Origin of the sequence: Vibrio sp. R-1, assembly GCF_035615595.1 — a bacterium.
Taxonomy (GTDB): Bacteria; Pseudomonadota; Gammaproteobacteria; order Enterobacterales; family Vibrionaceae; genus Vibrio; species Vibrio cholerae.
Map to the genome: position 1 here is coordinate 1 of NZ_WPDC01000246.1, position 788 is coordinate 788.

The 788-nt window shown below is 48.0% G+C and carries 1 protein-coding gene; it reads left to right on the plus strand.

Annotation, left to right across the window (positions count from 1 at the left end; all coding sequences use genetic code 11):
* The first annotated feature begins 192 nt into the window (after positions 1 to 192).
* Positions 193 to 678 carry a transcription elongation factor GreB gene (gene greB / locus GOU96_RS17895; protein ID WP_142629685.1) on the plus strand — a complete coding sequence of 162 codons (486 nt, stop codon included), beginning with the start codon at positions 193 to 195 and terminating at the stop codon, positions 676 to 678.
* The last annotated feature ends 110 nt before the right edge of the window (positions 679 to 788 follow it).

The window sequence follows — 788 nt, forward strand, 5'->3', positions numbered from 1 at the left end:
TCTATGCTCATGGGGGTTCACTCACTTGCCGCCTAGCTGCCACTCCAAGTAGTTTGGGTATAAATAGGCGGCTATTAATAACACGTCTGCTGCTCGCTTTTGAGAGCTTTCAGTCAAATCTTTTGCCCTGACTGGCAAAGCGTACGAAAAATCGGTACTTTTCGCGCAACCCTATTTTGTTGAGAATCCCGTGTGAAAACTAAGCTGATTACCCGAGCTGGCTACAACAAGCTCAAGCAAGAGCTCGACTATTTATGGAAAGAACAACGTCCCGAGATCACTCAAAAAGTCTCTTGGGCGGCGAGCCTTGGCGATCGCTCAGAGAACGCTGATTACACTTACAACAAGCGTCTGCTGCGCCAGATTGATCGTCGTGTGCGCTTCCTGAGTAAGTTGCTGCCAGAGCTGAAAATCGTGGATTATTCACCGCAGCAAGAAGGCAAAGTGTTTTTCGGTGCTTGGGTGGAAATTGAAAACGAAGCCGGAGAGGTGAAGAAGTTTCGCATTGTCGGCCCCGAAGAGATTTATGGCGATGCCAAAGATTACATCTCGATTGATTCCCCGATGGCGCGCGCGCTACTCAAAAAGCAAGTGGATGAAGAGTTTCAGGTACAAACCCCAACAGGCATGAAAGAGTGGTTTATCAATTCGATTGAGTACGAGAAAGGGGAGTCGTGAGCCATTTATCTCTTTCCTACTTGAAATGGCAGGGGGCTACGTTCGTTCACCCCAATTACATAGTCTATCTATGCTCATGGGGATTTACTTACTGCCGCCTACCTGCAACT